Origin of the sequence: Alteripontixanthobacter muriae (genome assembly GCF_013336795.1) — a bacterium.
GTDB classification, from domain to species: Bacteria; Pseudomonadota; Alphaproteobacteria; order Sphingomonadales; family Sphingomonadaceae; genus Pseudopontixanthobacter; species Pseudopontixanthobacter muriae.
This window is the reverse complement of the sequence record NZ_JAAFZT010000054.1, coordinates 1-209: the sequence shown is the minus strand read 5'-3', so window position 1 is coordinate 209 and position 209 is coordinate 1. Positions and strand designations below refer to the sequence as shown.

General features: G+C 58.4%; 1 protein-coding gene. It reads left to right on the top strand.

The annotated features are described in order from the left end of the window. Positions 1-21: 21 nt before the first annotated feature. A partial coding sequence (locus tag G7A66_RS13870) for a transposase (RefSeq protein ID WP_174296276.1) occupies positions 22-209 on the top strand: 188 nt, incomplete at its 3' end.

Sequence of the window (209 nt, the reverse complement as noted above, 5' to 3'; positions counted from 1 at the left end):
TCGCAACAGGAGACCGACGAGATGATCAAGCATACAGAAGAGTTCAAGCAGGAGGCGGTGCGGATCGCACTGACCAGCGGGTTGCCGCGCGACCGGGTTGCATCAGATTTGGGGATAGGGAAGTCGACGCTGGGCAAGTGGGTATCTCAGTATCGGCCCAGTGATCTGGTTTCAGCGCCGCAGGCAGATTTGGCGCGTGAGAATGAACG